A 20,327-nucleotide genomic window follows, 5' to 3' on the forward strand; every position below is an offset into this window, starting at 1 on the left:
TCTAATTAAATTTAATGCTAAGAGCTAATAGGTTTAAATTAAAAATCCTCTTAGCTAATATAACGCTATGGGTGCAGATAGCGCTAACACACTACCTGCTTTTTCTAATAAATTATTTTATTAAATTATCTCAAACGATATCTTCAAAAACTTCAAATTTATCTTGATTTACAAGCATCTCAAGCAAGACACCGTAGTTATCTTTTATCTCATCTTGAAGTTTTATGGCAAGCTCTTTTGCGTCTTTTCCATCTTTTGGATAGGTAACTACTAGATCGATCGGCTCAGCGTTTAAAAACTCTTGTATGCCAGTTAGTAGCTCGCTAGCGCCTCTTTCGTTTGTGCCGTGAAGTACGACTACGTAGTGTTCGTTTTCTCTTATGACAACGTCAGTTTGTCTTAGGATTTTTTCAAAAATTTCGCCATATTCTTTACTATTTGGCAAAGAAAAATATATCAAAGATAAATTTTTCGCATAGTCCTTTACGTTTTTGTATCGCTTTATAAAAGCTATCTCAAGATCGATTATTGATAAAATATCAACTGCTGAGAAGATTTTTGCCGCCATTTTTACACTCCTTTTTTTGCGGTTTTGATTTTACGCCGCTATTATATCTTGTAAATTTTCAAAAATAAAGACATTCATTCCATTTTTGTATTCATAGCCAAATTTTAGTCCATGAGCCTCAAGGATGTTGCTAACTATATATAAACCTAGACCAAAGCTCTTTTGCGCGTCCTCGCCTTTGATAAATGGCTGGATGTAAAAGTCAAGGTCATTTTTTAGCTTCTCGCCTTGAGTTATAAATTTCATATGATCTTTGCTAACCATAATATTTACGTGCTTGTCTGTTGAATACTTTATGCCATTATCTATCATATTTTTTATAGCGACTGAAAATAGCTTAAAATCAACCATCACCCTAACCTCATCAAGCTCGCTAATGCCAACATGTTCCTTTTCAACCATCGCTATATCGATAGCCTCATCGATGAGATCCCTCATAAGGCAAGGCGTTTTGTTTGTAAGTCCTATCTTTGAAGTGATCTGCTCGATCGCTGCAAGCTCGTTTATCAAATTTTCAAGCTTGTGAAAGACGGAGATGAGCCTCTCTTGATTTTTACTTTTTTCTATCATTTGAGCGGCGATCAGCCCCTTTGTGATAGGCGTTTTTAGCTCGTGCATGATATTTCTTAAGAAAAGATGCCTTGAGTCATTTAGTGCTTTGATCTGACAAACAGCCTCATAAAATGCCTCTGAAACTTCAGAAATTTCATCCTTGCCATTACCGACATTTTGCACGCCGTTTAGCTCACCATTTGCAAATTTCACGATCTGACGCTTTAGCTTTCTAAGCGGTTTTATCTTATAGATGACAAAGATATAAGCAGCCAGCAAAATGACCGCAACTACGGCAAACACAGCCTTTATCACCTCGTATCTGTAGGGCTGAAATTCTTTATCCATCAAAAGCTTTAGCTCGTCTAAATGCTCGATCTTTAGGTAGTGATGCTTATCATAAAGCAAGATCGCACTTGATCCTAGATCACTTGAAATTTCTTCTAAAACGGCTGCATTTTTTAAAATTTCTTCTTTTTCATTTTTAGCTGTGATCTCTGGCATATCGATGTTTGAGAGCTGGCGGTCGTACTGAGCTTTGTTTATGATGCCGCCCATATATAGTAAATTTGTCCTAGCGACGTTTGAGTATTTGTTATTTAGCTCTCTTGTGTAGTTTTGCTTGTCAAAGCCCATGAGCCACAAAAAGGCCAGAAATATCGAAACAAGCGCGAGCCCAAAGATAAACGTTATCGTGATAAATATAGAAGATCTTGGCATCAAAGGACCAACTTATAGCCGATGCCGCGGATCGCGTGGATGTATTTTGGCTCTTTTGGATTTTCATTTAGTTTTTGGCGAATTCTGCCGATGATGACGTCGATACTTTTGTTTGAGCTATCTTCATTTATACTCTCGCAGTTGTAGATGAGCTCCTCTCTAGTGACCGCTCCGCCCTCTTTTTGAAGCAGATATTTTAATATGTCATACTCCGCTGCGGTTAAATTTAGCACGCTGCCTTTAAATAAAATTTCCCTTTCAAATTCTTTTAAAACCAAGTCTTTGTTTAAATTTCTTGCCTCATTTGCAGGAGCTATGCTCTGCCTTCTTAGATGGCTTTTTATGCGAGCAAGAAGCTCTTGTGGGTCATAAGGCTTTGGTAGATAGTCATCCGCGCCGTTATCTAGGGCATTTACTTTGTCCGTTATATCGTGCCTTGCGCTTGAGATGATTATAGGGATGTTGTGCTTTTTTCTTATCTCTTTGCACACCTCTAGTCCGTCCATGCCAGGGAGCGTAAGATCAAGGATAACTAGGTCAAATTCACTTGTGTTTAAAGTAGATAGTCCGATATATGGCTCCTCAGCCGTCGTTACTTTTATGTCGTAGTTTTCTAGATATTCAGTTAAAATTTCAGCAAGCTCCATATCATCTTCTATCATTAAAATTCTAGTCATGATCTTTCCTGATGTAAATTTATTTTTAAGGATTATAGCAGATAAAGGTTTTAAAAATTTAAAAGAGTTAAGAGCTGAAATTTCAGCTCTTAAGTAGTTATTTTATAACAAGACCTTGCATGATGCCACCGCGGTTTATCCACACTAGCGTCTTTTTGCCTTTTGCATTTTTAACTGTGCTTGCAAATGTTTGAAGATCTTTTATGCTCTCTTCGCCAACTTGAACGATCACATCGCCTCTTTCAAAGCCAAAGTCTTCAGCTTTTGAGCCGCTTTTTACGTCAGTTACAAGCACGCCTTGAGTGTCTGGGCTGATCTTATACTTAAATCTTATCTCATCGCTTAGATTACTAACGCTAAGACCTTCGATGATGACGCTTTTTGTCGCATCTTTTGCGTTGTGATCCATATTTACAAGCTTGATTTTTGTATTCATCACCTTATTTGATCGCTCGTAAGTTATATCAACGCTGCTATTTGGAGTTAGTGAGCCGATGAAATTTTTAAGATCATTTGCGTTTTTGATGGCTTTGCCATTTGCTGAAATAACCAAGTCGCCTCTTTTTAGCCCAGCCTCATCCGCTGGCATGCCCTGCTCTACGCCGCTTATTAAAGCGCCTTCTTTATTTGTATAAAGCTCTTTTTGCTCATCAGTTAAATTTGCAATCGTTACACCGATAAATCCACGCTCGATCTTGCCGTCAGTTACCAGCTTTTTAGCGATATCTTTTACCATATTTGATGGTATGGCAAAGCCTATGCCGTTGTTGCCACCACTTTTTGAAAGTATGGCTGAGTTTATACCAACTAAATAGCCCCTGCTATCAACCAAAGCGCCACCTGAGTTGCCAGGGTTTATAGAGGCGTCTGTTTGGATGAAATTTTCATATTGATTAAGGCCGATGTTGTCTTTATTTAGCCCTGAGATGATGCCTTGAGTGATACTCTCGCCAACGCCAAATGGATTACCTATGGCAAATACTACGTCCGCGTCAAGTAGCTTTGATGAGTCGGCAAATGTGATCGCATTTAGCCCGTTTGCATCTATCTTTATAACGGCTAGATCGGTTTTTGGATCGCTGCCTATTAGCTTAGCTTTATACTCCTTGCCACCATTTGCCAAGGTCACAACGATCTGGTCGCTATCTTCGATGACGTGGTTGTTTGTAACGATATAGCCGTCATTTGAGATGATGACGCCAGAGCCAAGAGAGGTTGTCTTTTCTTTCTCTTTTGGCTTTGCAAAGTTAAATCCAAAAAATTCATTAAAAAACGGGTCATTAAACATCTGCTCGATACCCGCATTGCTTACTGTTTTTGTAGTCGAGATATTTACTACTGAAAGTTTTGCCTGCGCGACAGAGTCGTAGTATGAGAGCACGCTATTTTTATCGCTTAACGGCGAAACTCTAGTTACATCTTGGTTTGCTTCGTTAAATTTAATATCAGCTCCCATTAGCAAAGAAGCCGCTGCTAATGAAATTAGCATAAATTTTTTCATTTTTTTCCTTTAAATTGAAAATGTCTTGAAATTATAAATAGAGCTTAAAAATAAAATCTTAACGCTTTTTTCTCCTTTGTAAATAAAAATAAACTTGACTTGCATAGACTAAAGTTTTGTGATATAATCCGTGTCAAAAAACATAAGGAGAATATATGAGCGAAAGCTTATATGAAACTTTAGGAGTTTCAAAAGGCGCATCAAGCGACGAGATAAAAAAAGCTTATAGAAAACTTGCTAGAAAGTACCACCCAGACATCAACAAAGACCCTGGAGCAGAGGATAAATTTAAAGAGATAAACGCTGCTTATGAAATTTTAAGTGACGAGAAAAAACGTGCCCAGTATGATCAATACGGCGACAATATGTTTGGCGGTCAAAATTTCCACGACTTTGCCAGAGGCTCAGCCGATATGGGCGATCTAAACGATATCTTGAAAAATATCTTCTCAGGTGGATTTGGTGGAGGTGGCGCTAAATTTAGCGGTGGCTTTGGTGGAGGTTTTGAAGGATTTGAAGGCTTTGGCGGAGGCGGATTTGGCTTTGGAGGAGCTGATCTAGATGTAAATGCCAAAATTTCTATACCATTTGACGTGGCTGTAACTGGCGGCGAGCACAAGATAAATTTTAATGGCGAAAGCATCAAGATAAAGATCCCAAGCGGCATAGAAGGCGGCGAAAAACTTCGCATAAAAGGCAAAGGCAAGAGTGCTGGCGGTCAAACTGGAGATCTCATACTTGCCATTAGCGTTGAGCCAAGCGACGAATATGAAAGAGTTGGAGATGATCTTTATAAAGATGTAGAAATTCCACTAAAAACTATGCTCTTTGGCGGTAAGATAAATGTGCATACATATAAAAAAGATGTAACCATCAAAATCGCTGAGAACTCAAAAACAGGCACAAAGATCCGTTTAAAAGGATACGGCGTGCAAAACAGAAAGAGCGGAATTTATGGCGATCTTTACTTAAAGGCCAGGGTAAAACTTCCAAATATCAGTGAGCTTGACGAGGGCTTAGTAAAAGAGTTAAAAGAAAAATTACCGGAGTAAAAAATGCAAAATTACGAAGAACCACTTTTTTTAATAAGCGTTGTAGCAAAGGTTTTAAGCATACATCCACAAACTTTAAGACAATACGAAAGAGAGGGGCTAGTTGAACCCTCAAGAACAGATGGTAAGATGAGGCTCTACTCACAAAAAGACGTTGATCGCGTCAAAACGATACTAAATTTAACCCGAGAACTTGGTGTAAATTTAGCAGGTGTTGATGTGATACTTCAGCTAAAAGAGAAAATTGACGATTTAGAAGCAACTATTGATGAGTTAAATAAAAAATTACACGAAGCCACCAGTCAAACTAGCACCAAAAGATCGCTTGTGAAGAGAAAAAGTAGCTTTGATCTTGTATTTTACGAAGGCAAAAAATAATTTATGGAACAAATTTTAGAAGGCTTTTTGCTTGTCGCTGCGATCTCAGTTGCGCTAAATGTCATTTTTAAGAAATTTCAAATACCAACCATCATCGGCTACATCGTAACTGGCACGCTTATATCAGAATTTTTCAACCTCAAAAGCAACGATGAAATTTCTCATATCGCGGAATTTGGTATCGCATTTTTGATGTTTACGATCGGACTTGAGTTTAGCTTTAAACACCTTATGAGCATGAAAAAAGAGGTCTTTCTAAATGGCGGTCTGCAAGTTTGTTTAAGCGGCTTTGTGATGGGCGTGATGCTCTACTACGCGCTTCATCTAAAGGACGAGACAGCGCTTATCGCTGGTCTTGCCTTTGCTCTATCTTCAACTGCGATCGTGCTAAAAACGCTAAATGACAATGGCGATGTGAGCAAAATTTATGGTAGAAAGGCGCTTGGAATTTTGCTATTTCAAGATATCGCCGTCATCCCTATTTTGCTTATGATAGATATGTTTAGCTCGCAAGATGCCTCGATAAATGAGCTTTTACTAAAGACATTTACAAGCGCGGTTATCCTTATCGTTGTGCTATTTTTGCTCGGCAAATACGTCATCAACTGGATATTTTACAAAGTCGTTCAGACAAACTCTCAAGAGGTCTTTATAGCTACGATCCTCTTTTTAGTAGTTGGCGCCAGCACGCTAGCTCACTTCTTTGGCTTTTCATACTCTCTTGGTGCATTTTTAGCTGGCATGATGATGGCAGAGACGCAGTATAAGCACCAGATCGAGGTCGATCTCATACCTTTTAGAGATCTGCTTCTTGGACTATTTTTCATAACCGTTGGCATGCAGATAAATTTTGTAGTCGTGCTCTCAAATATCTGGCTAGTTCTAGGTCTAGTCTTTAGCATAATGGTCGTAAAAGCTATCGTCGTTTTTGCCGTTTTAAATATCTACTTAAAACGTAGGGTCGCTGCTAAAACCGCGCTTAGCGTTTGTCAGATAGGAGAATTTGCACTGGCTGTCTTTGGGCTGATGACTACTAGAAATTTATTAGATGTCCAAACTGCGCAAATTTTCATCGCAGCCTCTGTTATATCGATGTTTGCGACACCTTTTATACTTAAAAAGCTTGACGTCTTAGCTGATCTTGTAGAGCGTGAGGTGGTAGTCGAGTCAAACGAGACCTTAAAGCCACAAAAACTAAAAAATCACATCGTAGTCTTTGGCTACGACAGGCTTGGTCAAGAGGTCGTTTTAAGGCTAAAAGAGACAAAGCTTTTATACATCGTGCTTGATAACGACATCAGCCTAGTTGAGCTTGGCAGAAGCCGCGGGGAAAATGTATTTTTAGGAAACGTGCTGCAAAGCGACACTCTTGAAAATGCCTGCCTAAACGACGCAGCAGCCGTTATCATAACAGTTAGCAACGAGCAAAGAGTTGAGCTGATCGCGCAAAAGATCAAAGACTACGGCGCAAATATCCAAACGATCATCAAAGCAAATGGCGAGGGCAACAAAGATATCTTTGGCGAGCTAGGCGCAAATTTCCACCTAATAAGCGAAGAGCGCGTCATGGCAAAAACCCTTGTTCACGAAGCCCTTCAATGCAAGATCGACCACGACGTAAGAGCGTAGTAAATTTAACTTCTTAAAACACGCTTTTTTGTTAAGTTCGTTTAAATAAATTGATAAAACTATTAGCAATATTTTTGATTATATAAGAAACAATAAGAAGCTAAAAATTTGTCTGGTCAAAACATCAATGCTAGTCTTAATGAGAAAGAAGTAAAAATTAAAGAGCTATCAAAAGATAAAAAAATAGAATTTATTACAAATTAAAATAAAGGCATATTAGCCAATAATATGCTTTTTAAAACTAAATTTAAAGCCTAGCTTTGCCAGGCTTTACTCATTTCTTAAAGTTTGAAGTACATTTACCTCTGTGGCTTTTTTGGCTGGATAGTAAGACGAGATAGCCACGATAAACACAGCCCCAACTACGATAAGCACAAGATCTATCGTTGAGAGTTCAAGTGGTAGTTTGCTTGAGCCATAAACATCAGCTGGCAGGTCTATGATGTTGAAATTTCCAAGTAAAAATAGCCCCAAAAAGCCAAGCACTAGGCCAAATATAATGCCACCTCCGCCTATTACTAGCCCTTGATAAAAAAAGCTTCTTTTTATCTCGCCTTTGCTAGCTCCAAGTGCTAGAAGCAAGGCGATCTCCTGTCTGCGGTTCATCACTGTCATTAGTAGTGAGCTTATGATATTTAGCGACGCCACAAGGATAATGAGCATCAAAACTATAAAAAGTGCTCTTTTTTCAAGTGCGAGCGCTGAGAAAAAGTTGCCATTTTGCTCCCACCAGCCAATGGCAACCGTGCCAGTTGGTAGGCCTTCGCGCACTCTTTTTATGTCATCAAATGGCTTACTTGAAAAGATGTGAATTCCATCATAAACGCCCTTTGGATAGTCTAAAATTTTCCTTAATGCATCAACTGAAGTATATGAAAACGCCTTATCGTAGGCGATTAGCCCAGATGTAAATGAGCCGCCTATGTCAAAGCGCTTCATCTTTGGTGTTAGCGAAAAGCCAGCTGGATCAGCCTTTGTAAAGATAAGCGTTAGTTTTTCATCGTTTCTTAGCCTAAACTCACTCGTTATGCCACTTCCCACAAGTATTTCAAAACCCTCTAGCTCTTTATCTTTTAAAGCTTCATTTACAACTGAATTTATCTGCTTTTCATCTTTAAAATTTACGCCATAAATTAGCCCACCTTCAAGCGCATTTGCTGAGCGGTAAATAACCTGCGTGCTGATATATGGACTAAATTTAAGGTCGCTAAATTTAGCCTTTAGCTCATCTACAAAGCCATCATCAATAGAGCCTTTAAAGGCGCTTTGAACGGTTATTGGATAGTTCATTGTAAAAAGCTTGCGCTCAAATTCTTTATCAAATCCATTCATAATAGCCATAGCAACGATCAAAACCATAAGTCCGATGCTCACACCAAGAAAGGCGAGCAAGGCGCTTAGAGCGATAAATGGCTGAGTTTTATCAAATCTTAAATATTTAAAAAGTAGATACTTTGGTAAGCTTGTCATCAAATAGCCTTTAAAAGATTAAGGCGCTTTGGCGCCTTAAAAGTAGAAATTTTAAGCAAATATGCCTTTTTTAGGGCCACTTTTGCCGTGGCAATCTTTATATTTTTTACCGCTTCCGCAAGGGCATGGAGCGTTTCTTGGTATCTTTTTTTCAGGCGTGAAATTTTCTTCTTCGCCTTGGTTATTATAGCTTAGGGGCTCATTTTCAGCATTTTGGCTAGCTTCTAGCATCATCCTAGCTTGCTCTTCTTGCTCCTCACGGCTCTTAAATCTAACAACTTGAAGCGTCTTAACGCTCTCAGTTTTTAGCCTACCAACTAGCTCCATAAAGAGGTTGTAGCTCTCTTTTTTATACTCCACTAATGGATCTTTTTGGTTATAGCCTCTTAGACCGATGCCAGTTTTTAGGATATCCATCTGATAAAGGTGCTCTCTCCACGCATTATCAAGCACTTGAAGGTATAAAATTTTCTCTATATCTTTTCTTTGCTCTTCATTTAGCACGCTCATCTTTTCGTTATATCTAACCTCTAAAATTTGCGCTATTTTTTCTACTAGTTCATTATACTCTAGCCCTTTTAGCTCACTCTCGTCGATCTCTTCGCCGCAGTCTGCAAGGATGATAGAGCATAAATTTTTAATGTCATAGTCATCTTTCAAGCCGCCATGGAAAATTTCAGCCGTATCAAGTAAATTTGTAGCGTATTCAACTCTATTTTGAGCTATCTTCTCACTCATATCGTAGTTTTTATCAAGTAGCTCGTCGCGGTACTTGTAGATAGTCTTTCTTTGCTCATTTGCCACATCGTCATACTCGAGCAAGTGCTTTCTAGCCTCAAAGTGCAAGCTCTCGACTTTCTTTTGAGCATTTTCAACAGCTCTTGTCACCATGCGGCTCTCGATGCTTTCGCCCTCGTCGATACCAAGTCTATCCATGATCGCTTTTATACGGTCGCTACCAAAAATTCTTAAAAGATTGTCCTCTAAGCTTAGGTAAAATCTACTCATACCAGGGTCACCCTGACGTCCAGCACGGCCACGAAGCTGATTATCTATCCTTCTGCTCTCGTGCCTTTCGGTGCCGATGATATATAGACCGCCTAAATTTCTAACCTCATCATCGATCCTGATATCAACACCGCGTCCAGCCATGTTTGTAGCGATAGTCACAGCGCCTTTTACACCAGCTTGTGCGATGATCTCGGCCTCTTTTTCGTGGTTTTTAGCATTTAGCACAGAGTGTGGGATGCCAGCTTTTTTAAGCATCTCGTGAAGCACCTCACTACGCTCGATACTTGCAGTTCCTACAAGCACTGGCTGACCTTTTTCGTGAGCCTTTTTGACTTCATCGATGACAGCTTTAAATTTCTCGTTTTGAGTTTTATAGATAAGGTCGTTTTGATCGATCCTCTTAACTGGCACGTTTGTAGGTATCGAGATAACTTCAAGATTATAAATTTGAGAAAACTCAGTAGCCTCTGTCTGAGCTGTACCAGTCATACCTGCAAGCTTTTTATACATCCTAAAGTAGTTTTGATATGTTGTATCGGCTAGCGTTTGGCTCTCTTCTTGGATTTTTACGCCCTCTTTTGCCTCAAGCGCTTGGTGAAGTCCCTCGCTAAAGCGCCTGCCCTCACTTAGACGTCCTGTAAATTCATCAACTATGACAACCTCGCCATCTTTAACAACATAATGAACGTCTTTTTCAAAGAGATTGTGCGCCTTTAGAGCTTGATCTAGGTGGTGGCTTAGCACGGCATTTTCAAGGTTATATAAATTTTCAACTCCAAAGAGCTTTTCAGCCTTGCTTATGCCAGCCTCTGTGATCATTATCGTTCTATTTTTTTCATCTACTATAAAATCCCCCGTTGGCTTTGAGCCTGGCACGTTTGGATCAGCTGGAGTGCCTCTTGTAAGCTGTTTTGCAACTTGATCAGCTCTTATGTAGCCATCAAGCGTGCGGTTTGTTGGACCAGAGATTATAAGTGGCGTTCTAGCCTCATCTATCAAGATACTATCGACCTCATCGACGATAACAAAGTTATGGCCTCTTTGCACCTTTTGACCAGCTTCAAATTTCATATTGTCACGAAGGTAGTCAAAGCCAAATTCTGAGTTTGTGCCGTATGTTATATCGGCGTTATAGGCAGCTTGCCTTACCTCATCGTCGTATCCGCCACTTAGTATCACATCGACGCTTAAGCCTAAAAAGTTATAAAGCTCGCCCATTTGCGTAGCGTCGCGCTTTGCGAGGTAGTCATTTACTGTTACTACATGCACGCCCTTGCCACTCATCGCGTTTAAGATAACTGGCAAAGTCGCAACCAAGGTCTTACCCTCGCCTGTTTTCATCTCAGAGATCCTGCCCTCGTTTAGCACCATGCCGCCTATTAGCTGCACGTCAAAATGGCGCATCTTAAGCACCCTTTTGCTAGCCTCTCTAACGATCGCAAAGACATCATTTAAAATTTGATCTAAAGTGACTTTCTCTTCGACGACTTGGGCTTTAAGCTCGTTAAATTTGATCTTAAGCTCATCATCGCTCATCTTCTCATATGTAGGCTCTAGCGCATTTATCTGTGCCACACGTTTTATGTATTTTTTGACTTCTCTATCGTTTTTCGTGCCAAAAATCTTTCTAAATACCGATGAAATCATTACTTTACCTTCCTAAATTTTTAAACTTTGGATCTTAGCATAGTTTAACTATTTATTTAATTAAACTGGGCTAGAATACGCCAAAAAAGGATAAAAAATGAGAAAATTTTTGATAGCTTCTCTTGTTGCGGTTTGCTCATTTGGCGCTGGCTTAAATTTTAAAAGCCTGCAAAGTGACTTTACTCAAACTGTCTTTAGCGAGGGCAAAAGTGTAAATTATAAGGGTAGATTTTACGCTAAAAACGACAACACCGCGCTTTGGATATATGAAAGTCCAACACCAAAAAGAATTTACTTTGACAAAGACAAGGTGGTCGTGATCGAGGATGAGCTTGAGCAAGCCATCATCTCAAGGCTAGATGATACGCCAAATTTGACGCAGGTTTTGGCTCACGCAGAGCAAATTCAGCCGACACTTTATAAGGCGATATATGACGGGGTTGAGTACTTTATAACGATCAAAAACACGCTTCCAACGACGATTGACTATAAAGACAAGCTCTCAAATAAGATAAAAATAACTCTAAGCAACCCTGTAAAAGACGCGCTCATCCCAAAAGAGACACTAACTCCAGTCATCCCACAAGGTTACGACATCGTAAATCAATAAATTTGGCTAGCTTTTAGCCAAATTTACTCACTTCTCTCCGAAGTCTTTTCCAAATTCTTGCACATTATTTAGATCGATCGGCTTTTGCACCACGTCATTTGGATCAGGTGCAACGATGATCTCGTTGCCTTTTTTCTTCTTTTCTGGCTTTGTCATCACATCTTCATTTACGCTTGGATCAGAGCATAAATTTTGGCTTTTTATCGCTTTTATGATCTCGCTTAGCTCTAGATTATTTATCACTTTGATGTTTAAAATAAGCACGTCATCGATATCAAGCGAGTGTTTTTTGGCTGCGTATTTCATAAAGAGCTCTTTAAATTTCTCTTTTCCCATTGAGGTGAGGATATCCTCCACGTAAAAGCTACCAACAACGACGTTTAGCGCATCAAGCACGTAGGCTTCATTCTCCTCCACGTCACGTCCGACAACTTCAAGGTTCATGCTTATCTTTTTTGTTAAATTTTGTCCAGCTTTTGAGTAGATATCTGTTTGAAAGTCACTCACTTTTAGCACGTCTGCAAATGCAAAAACGCCAAAAACAAGGCTTAAAAATAGCTTTTTCATAAACTCTCCTTAATATGCAAAAATACGTTTTCTTGGTAAAATTTCTTAACTTCGTCGTCAATTTTAACCACTTTTCTTAAATGCTGCCTAAAATCACTTTTCTTATCATAAAAAAGTTTTAAATTTTTAGGATTTACCGCGCGAGAAAGTGCGACGTAGAGCTGTCCTTTGGCAAAGATGTGGTTGATGTTGCAAATGAGCGAGTTTATGCTCATGCCTTGAGACTTATGGATAGTTAGAGCATAGGCAAGCTTAAATGGAAACTGATAAAGCGAAGCTTGCACGTTCTCCTCGATCTCGTCTTCGTTTAAATTTAGCGCGCAAAAGTTATAAGCGCACTTTTCTATCTCGCAGATCTCGCCGCTATCTTTTTGCACGATCACACTTGATATGGCGCCATTTTCTTTTAAAATTTGCATGATCTTGCCCTGCTCGCCGTTATAGTACTCGCCCCATTTATTTGAAGTAAAGATGATTTTTGCGCCTATCTTCATCTCCAAATTTCGCGAGATATTTAGCGTATTTGCCCACTTTTCAAACTCTTTTTTGTCTAAATTTTCATCCATAACAAGCACGTCCGAGTTTGAAATTTCAAGTGGAGCATTAAGCGCAAGAAGTCTCTTTTGATTTAGCATCTCAGCCTCTGCGTTTCTACCAAAAAGCACGCTTGTCTCGCTATCTGGCTCGATAGCTCCCACTCGCAAGCTCTCGATATAAGCCATCATCTCATCATCTAGCTCGCCAACTCTAAGACGAGAGAGAATTTCATAAAATTTAAGATCATTTGTGCGTTTTGAGACGAGCAGCTCAACATTTGTAAATTTCATATCCTCCCACGCACTGGAGTTAAAGGCGTATAAAAAGTTAAAAAGTTTGCTCTCATTTTGCTCTTTTTGCACGGGTGGCAGCTGATAAAAGTCGCCCACTATAAGCACTCTGCCCTTAAATTTAGAGGTAAGCAAGCGGTATCTTATCATCTCCATCACGTTTGAGCTAACCATCGAAATTTCGTCTATTACAAGCAGATCGCAAGCATCTAGCATATTTCGGAGTTTGCTTAGCTTATCTTTTTGGCGGTAGTCAAGCCGTCTTAGCTCTTCGTAGTCCTTGCAGTAGCCAAATTTAAAAAAGCTATGCAAGCTCACGCCCCCAAGGCTAACAGCGCTTATGCCAGTTGAGCCAAGGATGACGACGTTTTTAAAATTTTCTTTGTAGTGTCTGATGATGGAGGCGGTTAGATAGCTCTTGCCGACACCACCACCGCCTGTTAAAAAGACGTTTGAGCGAGATAAAATTTCTAAAATTTGATCTTTCATCTACTCAAACATCTCTGGGCGATACTCAAAATGCATCGTATCAAAGTGCTTCCAGCGTCCGCCCCAGACAAATTTATGCTTCTCAAAAACTCGCACGATCTTTTCTGGGATCAAATTCTCATAGCTCTTGCTCCACTGCCAGTAGTGGCTCTTTTTTACATTTATATCGATCGCGATGCCGTAGCTGTGCGCGCTTAGGCGGTTTGTGCCAGCGATGATGCGCCACTTAAATGTCCCGCCTGGATCTTTTAGGTATTCAAGCAAGGCTGGATCGCTCTTTACCATCTCATTTAGCTCGTTGCTCACATCTTGCAAAGCAGCTGCAGCGCCATTTTTAGAGTTAAATTTTAAAGGCAAATTTAAAAAATCCTTTAGCCAGATGACATCAACTAAATTTGCTTTTACAGCGCTCTCGCTTGAGCCATAAATTTTGCCTAAAAGCTCGTAGTTTCTACATCTGCCAGCATCACTTAGCGCGGTACTTAGTGGCGAAAATGCAGCGTAATCAAGTGCGTTCATATCCTCTATGTCAGCCCCAGTGCTGCACTCTTCATCTTTTTGTTTAAAATCATCATAGACTAAACTCGTGCCATCACTAAATTTAACCAAATTTTCTTCGATCTTCACGCCATAAGCTCTTTGCAATGCCGACATCTTTCTAGCCTTATCTAGCATCCCTTGCTCAGGCCTCATCACATTTATAGAATCAACCTTAGAAATTAGCAAATTTGCACTTTGTATGTCGCTCCTGTTTTGACCGATATTTAGCGTAGTTATCGCGGTCGCTCCGATTAGCGCGCGGCCGTTGTTTGCAGTCTTTAGCCCCCAAGCATCATGCACGACGTAGATATCATCGCCCTTGTATCCAGCGTAGAGCATGATGTGACCTGGCAGATGCACGAGAGTGAGATATGGCACGCCCTTTTCTTTTATCTCTTTGCTCTTTGCAGCGTTACTAAGACCTTTTAGATTGATCTTATCTCCCATATTTGCCTGCGCCCTTGAGTTCCTAGGCAACCACACGCCAAAGCTTGCTAACAAGTCTTTTGTAAAAAGCGAGCAGTCTCTTAGCTTATCCACCCCGCCCCAGCCATAAGGCTGAGTAAGAAGCGAGCTAAGAATTGTCTTTAAATTTGAGTCATTAAATTTAAGTGGAAAAAGGGCGCTAAAAGACTTTGGGAGGACAAACTCCCTAAGCATATTTCTTACATAAATTTTGCCGTAGTAGTTTTTGTCATCTTGCGCTAAAACTGGCAGTATCGCGCCGACACGTGAGTAAAATAAAAAGTTTCCGCCCTTGTCATAAACTGGCATCTTGTCGGTTTTTATCGTGACAAAGCTTGATTTTTGATAGGCAAGCGCCTCTTCATCGCTTATAAATTTGATATCTTCAACCTTCACCCAGCCCCAAACCGCATCATCACTCACAAACGCCCACGCCCTGTCTTTTGAGAGGTGCGATACAAAGAGCGGATGAGCGATGCTTAGGGTGGATTCTTGCAGATAGTCAAACGGATAGCCCTCACCTGGAGTTTGCGGGTTTAAAAATATCGGCTCGTCGGTTGGGAAATTTCTTACAGCTGTGTTTGCTGAAGTTAGAGCATAAGCTGAAATTTGCAAAAAGCCAGCGAAATTTGCATTCTCCTTTTGTGCGTCAAACCAGCTTTGAGGTATCTGCCTAAAATTTGAGCCAAAATACTTTCTTTTCTCGCTTGGTTTATATACATTAAACGCCCAAAAAGCGTCGTTTGGGTTAAATTTCACGCCTCTTAGAGTAAAAACCTTAAACCTTCTTTTTAAAATTTCATCTTGAGCAAAACTCGCACTTTGCATATTTTGAGGTAGCGACGAGGCGTCTTGTTTTACTTCAAATTCAAGCAAGCTGATGCGCTCATTTGGCTTATAGACATTTTCGTCTGGCAGGGCATTTTGCTGCTTGTTTGGCTCTGGTTTTGTTGTCTGCGAACAACCCAAAAACAAAGCAACACTAAGTGCTAAAAATATACCTTTTTTCAAATTTCTTCCTTATCCTTAAATATAGCTTCGACGATCAAAACAAAGATATAAAACATCTTTTCATCGTTGTTTTTGCAAATTTGCTTCATCGTCTCGTTTTGATCCTTGACCTTTATATCGTTTGATCTTAAAATTTCTACAACATCTGAGCCAAATTTCTTTGAAAGCTCGCCCACTTTAACATCATTTAGCGCGTTTAAAAACCTTGTCGTGTTGCAGTCCATCTGCACTGGCTTATGCTTTAAGATATTTTTAAACTCAAGGCTTAGCTTTTTTAGTTTTTTCTTCTTGACGTAGCTATGGATGATAGTTAAAACAACCAAGCTAAAGCCAAAGAAAATGTGCAAATTTAGCGAATTTTCGCTCATCTCTCCCTTTAAAAAGAGCACGCCGCTTGCAAAAAGTCCCACCACGCAGGCAAAAAGTAGCAGCAAGATGATATATTTAAAGATCACCTCGAGCAAGATGTTTTCTTTTAGCTTCTCAAACATCAAGCCGCCCTATCTCATCTTCGCTAAAGACTAAAATACCATTTTCTTTTAACATTTTTACCGCTACGCCATCGCCAAAGATTAGCTTTTTGCTAAAGCTTCCATCATAAATTTGCCCGCTGCCGCAGCTTGGACTTCTTGCTTTTAAAATAGCCTTTTTGCAGCCATTTAGCTTAGCTATCTTTAGGCAAATTTCAGCCCCAAATTTAAAATTTTCGCTCACATCTTTAGCTGTTTTTGTAACGACTAAGCCATCTTTCATCTCAGCTGGCTCTCTTGGCGTGCTAAGTCCGCCAAAGACCTCTGGACAGACAAAAAGCAGATGATATCTCTTTGAAATTTCATCTAAAACGCCACTATCCAAAAGGTTATTTTCGCCGTTAAATTTGCAGTTTATGCCAGCAAGGCAAGCGCTTATTAAGACCTTTTCTCTCAAAGTCCGGCTTCTTTTAAAAGCTCGCTAGCATAAATTTCACGAAGTTTGCTTGAAATTTCGCCCACTTTTGCGCCGTTTATCGCCTTGCCATCAGCATAGATAACTGGCAAAAGTATGAGCGTAGCAGCCGAGATAAAGACTTCATCAGCCGCGTAAACCTCGTCCATGCTAAATTTGCGCTCCTCTATCTTTAGTCCGATATCTTTAGCGATCCTTAAAAGCCTCATGCGGCGGATCCCTGGCAAAATTTCATTTGATAGTGGCTTGGTGATGAGGGTTTTATCTTTGATGATAAAAGCGCTCGAGCTACAGCCCTCTGTGACAAAGCCGTTTTCTACCATAAAGCCCTCGTCTGCGCCCTTTTTGTGAGCCTCATTTTTAGCGTAGCACTGAGCTAGAAGCGAGATTGATTTGATATCGCGTCTCTTCCACCTGATGTCCTCGACGCTTACCACTTTTATGCCAGTTTTTGCGGCTGGGTTGTTTAAAATTTCACTCTCGTAGCAGAAGATAAAGACGCTTGGGGTTAAATTTTCCATAAAATAGAAATTTCTAAACGCCACGCCTCTTGTTACTTGCATGTAAATTCCACCCTCTTTTAAGGCGTTTTTGGCGATCATCTCATTTAAGATCGCTTCAAATTTATCTTTTTCGTAAGGCAGGCTTATATCTATCTCATTTAAACTTCTTTCAAACCTCGCCCAAAAGCCCTCTTTATCGACCATTTTTGAATTTATCACAGGCACTACTTCATAAATTCCATCGCCAAATATAAATCCTCTATCAAATGCACTAACTTTTGCCTCATCTTTTGGTACAAACTCGCCATTTACAAAGACCGTTTCTAAAGCTTTATCTGCCATTTTTAGCTCCTTAAATTTTAGGCAAATTGTATCTAATTTTGTTTGAATTTATAGATTTTTAGATACAATGAGCTGAAATTTTTAAGGTAAAAAGTCTATAAAAAATGAAAGAAAATTTAAGAAACACTATCATTAAAAATATTTTTTTCGTCTCAAAACAGCCAGTTTTATTTAGAGATTTACTTGAAGCAAATGCCCTTTTTAACGAAGGTATGCTAGTTGATGGCGCAAAGCTAAATTTTAGATTTAACCACGTCAGGCTATATCAAATTTACGCACTTATCTGCTTTGTAGTCTTGTTTCCGCTTCTTATCATCACGCACCACTTTTTAGCAAAGACCGACGCGCACATCTCGATAATCGCAACCACCATCGTCACTTCAGCTGTTTTTATCGGATTTGATATGTTTAAGGTTTGGGCAAGAAGAGAGATAAGCTTGGATCTTATAAAAAAGGCTTGGAGCGTGCATTTTCCATATTTTGGATATGAAAAGTATTCAAGCAAGGTTGAAGAAATTTACAACACCGCTCTTAAAAATGACGTTTCAAAAAAAGATTTAGAACAATATATATATGAAAAGCTAATCTCTCAAAAAGAGAGCGCTGAGTAAATTTCGTTTTGTTTTAAAGCAACTCGTAAAATTAGCTTTTTAACGTTTTCGTCTTTGCAAAGCAGCTTCGCTTCTATCTCGCTTATGAAATAATATGGAAGTTTTTTGGTCTTTTTATCTAACATCAAAAACCTATCTGAGATGATTTTTATATCATTTTGCAAGGCGTTTTTCTCTTTTAGCTCGTCTAAATTTAGATAATTTCTAAGCTTAATCAGATCGCTATTTATATCATCAAGCTTGCTAGCTATAAATTTTGCATTTTTCATATTATCATCGTCTAAATTTTTACTAACTTTTATAGCGTAGTTTAGTTCATTTATCGAGCCTAAAACCCTTTTTTCATCCGTGCTAAAAGCATCTTTGTTTGACTCATTTAGAGAAATTTGCACTAAATTTCTAAAACCTATCAAGGCACTGCTTAAGCTATTTTTTATCGCTGTATAGTCATTTTTCTTAGTTAGCAGATATGTGACAAAAACTATCAAAAAGCCAGCCCCCACGTCAAGCAGTCTATCGACCATAAGAGCCAAAAAGTCTCTTTTTATAAGCGAAAAAATAGCTGTAAATTCAAACATAAAAGCCGTTGCAAAGACGATTTGTTTGTAAGATTTTAGATAATAAACCAAAAACATACCGATAAAGACAACCACGTAAAATGCGTATGATTCACCCATAAATTTGACAAAAACAAGTGCGATAAAAAAGCCGATAACTCCGCCAAGAAGGCTATCTCTGCCAGCATTTTTTAAAGCATCTTCGTCGCTTTTGTTTAGGCTCATCACCGCTATGGCGATCCAAATTCCGTGATTGATATGCGTGGCCTGCGCTATAAAAATGGCTAGCGACATGCAAATGGCAAGCCTTAAAGACTCTTTTAATACTTCATTTTTTAAATTTAGCTTTTTAAACGCCTCTTTTAGCGTGATCTTTTTTGTGTTATTAAACGAGAGCTTGTCCTCGCCGCCCTCTTTTATAAGCAAAAATTTATCATAAAGCACGCCAAGCGAACTTGCAAAAATTTTAAAATTTGAGTTTTTAGCTAAATTTAGCGCATCAAATTTTAGCTTTGGAGTTTGATTTTTGAAAATTTTTTTAAGCTCAAAAAGGTTGTAAGCGATCTCATTTTTTACCTCGTTTAAAAGCGCTTTGTCCTCGATCCTTTCAAACGAAGCGCCCAAAGTTCGAAGCAAAAGGGTGATCTCTTCAACTTTATAAAAATAAAATAGCGCTTTGGCTTGATTTCTAACTAGCTTAACATCTTTTATCTTTAGGCTTTTGTTTGCGAAAATTTCTTTTGATTTATCAATCGAGCTCATCAAATCTGCGATACTTGCGTAAAAATGGCTCGTGCCAAGCGCCTTGCTCGATAAGATGGCGCTGTCTAGTAAAAAGCTGATGCTCTTTTTAGTAAATTTGCCGTATTTGCCAAAATTTTCAAATTTTATGATGATACTTAGCACGCCAGCAAGCACTAAAGCGCCGATACTATCAGCCACATTTAGCCCAACTGCGGCCTTTGTCACAAAGGCAACCAGCCCTGTTGCATTTACGGCGAGTAAAATTTTGTTTAAATTTGAGCTGTAAATTTGGCTAATGCCTACCACAAATATCCAGACAAATACGATAAGTGAGAGCCAAACGCCAAGGCTCATGAGGAGTGCAACAAAGGGCATAAAAGCGCAAGAAAGCGCGATGTAAAGTAGCAAAAATGCAAATTTGCTCCTATCTTTGCACTCAAGCTCGCCAAGAAAGAAGATACCCATCGTGATATTTACAGCCATGATAGCGCCACTTAGATGAAAGAAGTAAAAACACAAAAAGCAGTTAAAAGCGATGGTTGTAGCAGCTTTTAGCGAGTAGATGAGCTGGAAATTTGCAGGGTCGTAGTAGTGGATAAAGCTTTTAAATTTCTTAATTATTTCCATTGACGCTCTTGCATATTGTTTAAAATTTGATTTTTATAACGCAAATTTTCAAGCTTTATGCTAAGAGCTCTGTTTTCTTCAAGGAGCATATCTCGTTTGCCACTGATATCGGCGATATCTCTACTTATATAATAAATTTGATTTGCTATATAAATTTTTGGCAAAAATAGAGCCAGCGCTATAAAAACCGCCAGATAGACCATTACTAGCGTCTTAAAGCTTAAATTTACCTCACGTTTTTGCTCCTCGTCGTGAAGTGTTAGCAGCTCTTCTTTTTCTTGCAT

At 39.2% G+C, this 20,327-nt stretch carries 18 protein-coding genes and 2 pseudogenes; 5 read left to right on the forward strand and 15 right to left on the reverse strand.

All coding sequences use genetic code 11. The features are described from left to right. Window positions 1–130 precede the first annotated feature (130 nt). From F3G76_RS01030 to F3G76_RS01045, 4 genes are all read right to left on the reverse strand, one after another. Window positions 131–568, reverse strand: a complete 438-nt coding sequence (locus F3G76_RS01030) for a nucleotidyl cyclase domain-containing protein (RefSeq protein ID WP_021085477.1) — start codon at window positions 566–568, stop codon at window positions 131–133. 30 nt (window positions 569–598) lie between these two features. Then, a complete protein-coding gene (locus tag F3G76_RS01035; RefSeq protein WP_103612761.1) occupies window positions 599–1,840 on the reverse strand; it encodes an ArsS family sensor histidine kinase in 1,242 nt (413 codons plus the stop codon). Then, on the reverse strand, window positions 1,840–2,517 hold the full coding sequence (locus F3G76_RS01040) for a response regulator transcription factor (protein ID WP_002940190.1): 678 nt from the start codon (window positions 2,515–2,517) through the stop codon (window positions 1,840–1,842). Before F3G76_RS01040 ends, F3G76_RS01035 begins: the two co-directional genes overlap by 1 nt. A gap of 97 nt (window positions 2,518–2,614) precedes the next feature. Further along, window positions 2,615–4,018: a Do family serine endopeptidase gene (locus tag F3G76_RS01045; RefSeq protein WP_149705675.1), complete on the reverse strand. Its 1,404-nt coding sequence runs from the start codon at window positions 4,016–4,018 to the stop codon at window positions 2,615–2,617. A 155-nt stretch (window positions 4,019–4,173) separates the two neighbouring features. On the opposite strand from F3G76_RS01045, the gene F3G76_RS01050 reads away from it, so the two are divergent. The 3 genes from F3G76_RS01050 to F3G76_RS01060 are packed head-to-tail and all read left to right on the forward strand — an operon-like array spanning window position 4,174 to window position 7,077. Then, window positions 4,174–5,070, forward strand: coding sequence for a DnaJ family protein (locus F3G76_RS01050; RefSeq protein ID WP_009293707.1), 897 nt, complete (start codon window positions 4,174–4,176; stop codon window positions 5,068–5,070). A 3-nt stretch (window positions 5,071–5,073) separates the two neighbouring features. Then, the gene (locus F3G76_RS01055; protein WP_009293705.1) at window positions 5,074–5,448 is read left to right on the forward strand and encodes a heat shock protein transcriptional repressor HspR; all 375 of its coding nucleotides are present in this window, start codon (window positions 5,074–5,076) and stop codon (window positions 5,446–5,448) included. A gap of 3 nt (window positions 5,449–5,451) precedes the next feature. Next, window positions 5,452–7,077: a cation:proton antiporter gene (locus F3G76_RS01060; protein WP_087583132.1), complete on the forward strand. Its 1,626-nt coding sequence runs from the start codon at window positions 5,452–5,454 to the stop codon at window positions 7,075–7,077. Window positions 7,078–7,347: 270 nt separating this feature from the next. On the opposite strand, the gene F3G76_RS01065 is transcribed toward F3G76_RS01060, so the two are convergent. The 3 genes and pseudogenes from F3G76_RS01065 to secA all read right to left on the reverse strand — a co-directional run. After that, the gene (locus F3G76_RS01065) at window positions 7,348–8,547 is read right to left on the reverse strand and encodes an ABC transporter permease (RefSeq protein ID WP_148822710.1); all 1,200 of its coding nucleotides are present in this window, start codon (window positions 8,545–8,547) and stop codon (window positions 7,348–7,350) included. 51 nt (window positions 8,548–8,598) lie between these two features. Further along, window positions 8,599–8,700 (reverse strand): annotated as a pseudogene (locus tag F3G76_RS11065) (SEC-C metal-binding domain-containing protein); the annotation flags it as partial. 108 nt (window positions 8,701–8,808) lie between these two features. Next, window positions 8,809–11,205: pseudogene (secA, locus tag F3G76_RS01070) on the reverse strand (preprotein translocase subunit SecA); the annotation flags it as partial. 97 nt (window positions 11,206–11,302) lie between these two features. On the opposite strand from secA, the gene lolA reads away from it, so the two are divergent. Then, window positions 11,303–11,815, forward strand: a complete 513-nt coding sequence (gene lolA / locus F3G76_RS01075) for a LolA-like outer membrane lipoprotein chaperone (protein WP_087578679.1) — start codon at window positions 11,303–11,305, stop codon at window positions 11,813–11,815. A 27-nt stretch (window positions 11,816–11,842) separates the two neighbouring features. Here the strand turns inward: lolA and F3G76_RS01080 are convergent, their stop codons facing one another. The 6 genes from F3G76_RS01080 to F3G76_RS01105 are packed head-to-tail and all read right to left on the reverse strand — an operon-like array spanning window position 11,843 to window position 17,504. After that, a complete protein-coding gene (locus F3G76_RS01080; RefSeq protein ID WP_009293697.1) occupies window positions 11,843–12,382 on the reverse strand; it encodes a hypothetical protein in 540 nt (179 codons plus the stop codon). Then, window positions 12,379–13,698 carry an ATP-dependent DNA helicase gene (locus F3G76_RS01085; RefSeq protein ID WP_103573359.1) on the reverse strand — a complete coding sequence of 440 codons (1,320 nt, stop codon included), beginning with the start codon at window positions 13,696–13,698 and terminating at the stop codon, window positions 12,379–12,381. Before F3G76_RS01085 ends, F3G76_RS01080 begins: the two co-directional genes overlap by 4 nt. Then, window positions 13,699–15,714 carry a bifunctional C40 family peptidase/M15 family metallopeptidase gene (locus tag F3G76_RS01090; protein WP_149705677.1) on the reverse strand — a complete coding sequence of 672 codons (2,016 nt, stop codon included), beginning with the start codon at window positions 15,712–15,714 and terminating at the stop codon, window positions 13,699–13,701. After that, a complete protein-coding gene (locus tag F3G76_RS01095) occupies window positions 15,711–16,205 on the reverse strand; it encodes a chemotaxis protein (RefSeq protein ID WP_149705678.1) in 495 nt (164 codons plus the stop codon). The genes F3G76_RS01090 and F3G76_RS01095 overlap by 4 nt, the downstream gene beginning before the upstream one ends. Further along, window positions 16,198–16,641 (reverse strand): 2-thiouracil desulfurase family protein, encoded by a 444-nt coding sequence (locus F3G76_RS01100; RefSeq protein WP_149705679.1) that lies wholly within the window; start codon window positions 16,639–16,641, stop codon window positions 16,198–16,200. The genes F3G76_RS01095 and F3G76_RS01100 overlap by 8 nt, the downstream gene beginning before the upstream one ends. Beyond that, on the reverse strand, window positions 16,638–17,504 hold the full coding sequence (locus tag F3G76_RS01105; protein ID WP_103607000.1) for a D-amino acid aminotransferase: 867 nt from the start codon (window positions 17,502–17,504) through the stop codon (window positions 16,638–16,640). Before F3G76_RS01105 ends, F3G76_RS01100 begins: the two co-directional genes overlap by 4 nt. A 104-nt stretch (window positions 17,505–17,608) precedes the next feature. Here F3G76_RS01105 and F3G76_RS01110 point away from each other — a divergent pair, with 104 nt between their 5' ends. Beyond that, window positions 17,609–18,115 (forward strand): hypothetical protein, encoded by a 507-nt coding sequence (locus tag F3G76_RS01110; RefSeq protein WP_103607001.1) that lies wholly within the window; start codon window positions 17,609–17,611, stop codon window positions 18,113–18,115. On the opposite strand, the gene F3G76_RS01115 is transcribed toward F3G76_RS01110, so the two are convergent. Continuing rightward, entirely contained in the window at window positions 18,094–20,043 is a 1,950-nt protein-coding gene (locus F3G76_RS01115) for an FUSC family protein (RefSeq protein ID WP_103607002.1), read from the reverse strand. The genes F3G76_RS01110 and F3G76_RS01115 overlap by 22 nt on opposite strands. Continuing rightward, window positions 20,034–20,327: a hypothetical protein gene (locus F3G76_RS01120; protein ID WP_002940285.1), complete on the reverse strand. Its 294-nt coding sequence runs from the start codon at window positions 20,325–20,327 to the stop codon at window positions 20,034–20,036. The genes F3G76_RS01115 and F3G76_RS01120 overlap by 10 nt, the downstream gene beginning before the upstream one ends.

Source organism: Campylobacter concisus (assembly GCF_902460575.1).
GTDB lineage: Bacteria > Campylobacterota > Campylobacteria > Campylobacterales > Campylobacteraceae > Campylobacter_A > Campylobacter_A concisus_AW.